This is a genomic window from Streptomyces sp. NPDC001634 (assembly GCF_040298185.1).
GTDB lineage: Bacteria > Actinomycetota > Actinomycetes > Streptomycetales > Streptomycetaceae > Streptomyces.
Genome location: NZ_JBEOZU010000190.1, coordinates 1 through 4,585, shown reverse-complemented (window position 1 = coordinate 4,585; position 4,585 = coordinate 1). Strand labels below are relative to the sequence as shown.

Annotated in this window: 4 protein-coding genes; 2 read left to right on the top strand and 2 right to left on the bottom strand. The window is 68.0% G+C overall.

Annotated features, from left to right (window positions below):
* Positions 1-1,169 precede the first annotated feature (1,169 nt).
* On the top strand, positions 1,170-2,150 hold the full coding sequence (locus ABT186_RS47280) for an NAD(P)H-dependent flavin oxidoreductase (protein ID WP_351930607.1): 981 nt from the start codon (positions 1,170-1,172) through the stop codon (positions 2,148-2,150).
* A gap of 197 nt (positions 2,151-2,347) precedes the next feature.
* Here the strand turns inward: ABT186_RS47280 and ABT186_RS47275 are convergent, their stop codons facing one another.
* Together ABT186_RS47275 and ABT186_RS47270 are read right to left on the bottom strand one after the other, a co-directional pair.
* Positions 2,348-2,530, bottom strand: a complete 183-nt coding sequence (locus tag ABT186_RS47275; protein ID WP_351930605.1) for a hypothetical protein — start codon at positions 2,528-2,530, stop codon at positions 2,348-2,350.
* Between the two features lie 142 nt (positions 2,531-2,672).
* On the bottom strand, positions 2,673-3,548 hold the full coding sequence (locus tag ABT186_RS47270; protein ID WP_351930603.1) for an IS982 family transposase: 876 nt from the start codon (positions 3,546-3,548) through the stop codon (positions 2,673-2,675).
* A 237-nt stretch (positions 3,549-3,785) separates the two neighbouring features.
* Here ABT186_RS47270 and ABT186_RS47265 point away from each other — a divergent pair, with 237 nt between their 5' ends.
* On the top strand, positions 3,786-4,418 hold the full coding sequence (locus ABT186_RS47265; protein ID WP_351237078.1) for a M15 family metallopeptidase: 633 nt from the start codon (positions 3,786-3,788) through the stop codon (positions 4,416-4,418).
* Positions 4,419-4,585: the final 167 nt, after the last annotated feature.

Genomic DNA, 4,585 nt, shown 5'->3' with positions numbered 1-4,585 from the left:
TGGACCCTAGACAAGTCCCATCGTTGCAGGTCAGGAGCACTCTTCGCGTTTCTGATCACCCACTGGACGCCCCGCCGTGTGAAAGCGCGAGGTTAGGGCTCTCTTGCAGGCGGCGTCGCCCGACAACCGTTTCGCCGAGTGTCTTCCGGCGACTGAGATAAAGACCTGGCGCAAGCCACAGCGTGGGCGGTGACGGCACCTCGTGACGGCCGGCACCCGGTCCGTGATCGACGGTCCGACCGTCGCCGGCCATCGTCGTCTCTCGGTAACGGCCTTTGGTTCGGTGTCGGGACGGATTCGTCGCGGCAGCGGTGAAGTCCGGCTGATGGGGGCGCAGTTGCCGGACGGGCCTTTCATGGACGACGCGCGCCTGGAGCGCCCGGCCGCCGCGGGATTGCCCTCGCCCTGGACAACGCCGCGACCGCGACGCTCGACTTCTCCGAGGGATTCACCGCGCACGGGACCGTACGGATGCGGGGCCTTCGGGTCTCGGACAACCTGACCTTCGAAGGAGCCGTCCTGTATGGGCCGCCCGACGGCAGCGGCCCGGCCCTGGTCGGCATGCTGATGCCGGCCGTCGACTTCGACCTCACCCTTGCCCCGGCCCCCGTCCAGCCCGGTCGATCTGCGGGGCGCGCAGGTGTCGTACCTCCACGAGAATCGGCACAGTTGGCCGGACGTGGTGGAGTTGGAAGGCTTCGTCTACGGCTCCATCAAGGTGGAAGAGGCGGGTGAGCGGCGGGACTCCGTGGCCCGCCGCGTAGTGTGGATACGACGCAGCCCCGGCTACAGCCCGCAGCTGTTCGAGCAGTTGGCGAGCTGGTACCGAAGGGCCGGCCACGACGACGACGCGCGCCGGGCGCTGTCGGCCAAGCAGCGCCGCCGCCGCACCCTGCACCCGGCCGGGCGCCTCTGGGGCCTGCTGCTCGACGCCACCGTTTGTCACGGCTGCCGTCCTTGGCTCGCCGCATTGTTGCTCCCGGCGTTCACCGCGCTCGGTACGACCGTCTTCGGCGCCCACACCCCACATCCGGCCCAGTCCAGTCCCGGCCCGCGCTTCAGCGCCCTCGTCTACCGAGCTGGGTCCCTCGGATGGTGCGCCTGGCATGCATCCAGCTGTTGCCACCCCGAAAGTCTGTTGATTTCGCTGCGACCGGCGTGCCGGGTGGATGAGGATTGCGGTTATGGGGTTGTCGACGGCGTTTACGAAACTGTTCGATGTGGAGCATCCGATTGCCCTGGCCCCGATGGGCGGGTCGGCCGGTGGCGCCCTGACGGGAGCGGTCTCGCGCGGCGGCGGCCTCGGACTGCTGGGCAGCGGGAACGGAGATCAGGACTGGCTGGCACGCGAACTGCCTGTCCTGGCGGACGAATGCGCAGGGAAACCTTGGGGCATCGGCTTTCAGACATGGGCGATTGACGACGACGCAGTCGCGCGGGCTCTGGAGCACAACCCGACGGCGGTGATGTTGTCCTTCGGCGACCCCAGTCCGTTCGTGGAGCGCATCCGCAGCGCGGGCGCGGCGCTGATCATTCAGGTCACTGACCTGGAGGAAGCCCGCAGGGCGGTGGATCTGGGCGCCGATGTGATCGTGGCGCAGGGCACCGAAGCCGGTGGGCATGGCGCCCGGCACGGGCGGTCCACGCTGCCGTTCGTGCCCGTCGTGGTGGACCTGGCGGCGCCAGTGCCGGTCTTGGCAGCCGGAGGGATCGCCGACGGCCGTGGCGTGGCTGCGGCCCTGGCGCTGGGGGCTGCTGGAGCACTGCTCGGCACACGCTTCCAAGCCACGACCGAGGCCCTGGTCGCCGCCGCGACCGCGAAGGCGATCGTTGAGGGATGCGGAGAGGACACCGAGCGCAACAGGGTGCTGGACATCGCCCGCGGCTCGCGGTGGCCGGCGCAGTACACCGCGCGTACCCTTGGCCACCCCTTCCTGGATGAATGGCGGGGCCGGGAGGACGAACTCGCAGCTGCCCTTCATGCCCAGAGGGCGTACCAAGACGCCTTGGCACGAGGCGAGATCCCCGCGCTGCCGCAGTGGGCCAGCGAGGCCATCGACCTCATCAACGACCTGCCGTCCGCGGCCGATCTGGTCGGCACCCTGGCCGCCCAGGCCGAGGACGCGCTGGCCCGAGCCGGCAGCCGCTGACCCTGATCGCAGGTAAGCAGCGATCACGCCGGACCGCCGCCCCCGAGGCCGACGACCGAAGCCGTATGCCGACACTGACACCCACCTTCGAAACGGGCCGTCCGGGGGAAATCCTGCCGGCCGCTGTCAGGAAGCGAGATCGAGCGGGTGCGGGCGAAGCGAAGAGCACGTGCGGAACGTGCGGTCACGGCCTCGGATCACATGACACGCCCGGTCGACATCCGCAGCTGGAAGAGAGCTACCGTCGTGACGGCGAATTCGTGCAGACCGGCCGGGGCGACGATGACGAGTAGAGGCAGGTCTCGGGCGTCCACCACGGGTAATCCGCGGGCAGGGCCCGCCACGTAGGCGTCCGAGTGTTCGGGCGGTTCGTCGAGCACGTCACCGAAACCACGCCACAGGATGCCGTTGAGTTGGTCAGCATGGCTGCCAGGAGACTGCGCGCGCTGCCCTCGGGCCAGGCGATGTCACTGGCCGAGCGCTGGGGCATCGCCCGCTCTCTAGATGATCTATTCCAAGGGGTTAGTGGTCGTAGGCGGTCAGTGAGCGCAGGACGGGCTGGCCGGTGTGGTCGTTGTGCCAGATCGCGGCGGTCGGCGCGAGGATGCGCTGCATGACGCGGGCGATCACGCCGGGCGGTGTGCGGCCTCGGTGCTGTTCGAGGTTGAGCTGGCCCTTGTAGGTCTCGTTGACCGACTCGATGACCTGCCGCAACGGTTTGAAGAGCGGGGCGCCGGGCCGTTCCGACTCACCCCTGCGGGCTGGCGGCAGCAGCCGGATGTTCTGCTCGGCCATCTGGTGCTCGAAGTCGCGGCCGAAGTAGTTCTTGTCGCCGATCAGCGTCTGTCCGGGCCGGGCGGCGACGAGGTGCGGTTCGGCGGCGAGCAGGTCCAGCAGGGTCTCGCGTTCGTCGGCCTTGGCCCCGGTCAGGGCGAAGGCGATCGGCAGGCCCTGCAGGGTGCACACCAGGTGCAGGCGCAGGCCCCAGAAGAAGCGGCTGTGGCTGGCGCAGTACCCGTACTCGGCCCATCCGGCCAGGTCGGAGCGTTTGACGGTCTCGCGGGAGCGTCCGCACTCCACCGGCGTGGAGTCCACGATCCACACGTCGTCGCTCCATACAGAGGTGTCGGTGGCCAGCAGCTGGGTCACCCGCCGCAGCAGGTCGGCAGCCTTGCGCAGCCGCTTGTTGTATCCGGGCTGCTTCGGCAGGTACGGGAAGAGACGCCGCAGGTGGGAGCGGGCGTAGCGAAGCCACTTGGCCTCGGAGGTGAAGCCCAGCACGGCCTGCATCATCGCGAGCGTGACCAGCTCGGCATCGGTCAGTTGCGGAGCGATCCCGACCATCGGACGCCAGGGCGCCAGATGCGGTGATGCCTTCAACAGGTCGTCGGTCTTCACATAGAGTGCGGTCGCGAGGGACTACAACTCCTTCTTCACCCACCGATGCTGGACTTCATGGCCTCTGCGTGGGGAGCCGCAGGCGGTTGTCGGTTCACGGTCGCTTTCCGTGATCGACGGCAGGTCCTGGCCTGTAGGCCCGACGGCTGGAACTGTCGGCCCGACGGTCGGAGGCTGGTGGGTTCAGCACGTGGGGCGGGATACGTCGCGGGCCCGCGACGTTTAGGCTCAGGATCCATGATCTTGCTGAGTGATCCCAAGGTGATCGATATCCCGGTGCAGGAGTGCGGCGAACCTCTTGCAGAGATCGCCTCGGTCCCGGTGATTGTGCTGGACCCCCGCGAGCGAGACGAGGCAGGGGCATACGGCCGGGTCCGGATAGGCGTGCTTGAGCGTTTGTGCTCGGCATCGGAGATGCTGCCCGACGGCGTCAAGTTCCTCGTCATAGAAGGGCATCGCAGCAGCACCGAGCAGGCGCGGCGGTTTGCCCTCTACGAGGACCGCCTACGCCGCTCCGGCATCACCGACCCCGTCGACCTGCGGCGCCAGGCCAGTGCCTTCGTTTCCCCGGTCGAGGTGGCGCCACACTGTGCCGGCGCAGCCCTCGATCTGACGCTCGTTGATGCCGATGGCGTCGAGCTGGACATGGGTGGTGCTGTGAACGGCCACCGCACCGGAGACGAGAAGTACTGTCCGCTGGACGCCTCGGGGCTATCAGACCAAGCACGTCGCAATCGCGACATCCTGGCCCGAGCCATGGGCGACGCTGGCTTCGTCAACTACCCCACCGAGTGGTGGCACTGGTCTTACGGCGACCGGTACTGGGCACTGATCAGCAAGGCTGACAGTGCCATCTACGGACCAGCCTGACCAACTCGAACCGCGGGAACATCAGCAGACAGTCACCGACACCCCTTGGAATCGACCATCTAGTAGGACTCTGTTAGGTCTGTCTTGATCTTGCCGTCGTGTGTGTCTTGCTGGGCAGGGGTTGATGGCAGGTGGTGCAGATGCCGGTCCAGCACCTCAGGACGTCC

Coding starts and splice junctions, on each gene's coding strand:
- ABT186_RS47280 (WP_351930607.1), top strand. CDS start 1,170: ATGAGGATTGCGGTTATGGGGTTGTCGACGGCGTTTACGAAACTGTTC.
- ABT186_RS47265 (WP_351237078.1), top strand. CDS start 3,786: ATGATCTTGCTGAGTGATCCCAAGGTGATCGATATCCCGGTGCAGGAG.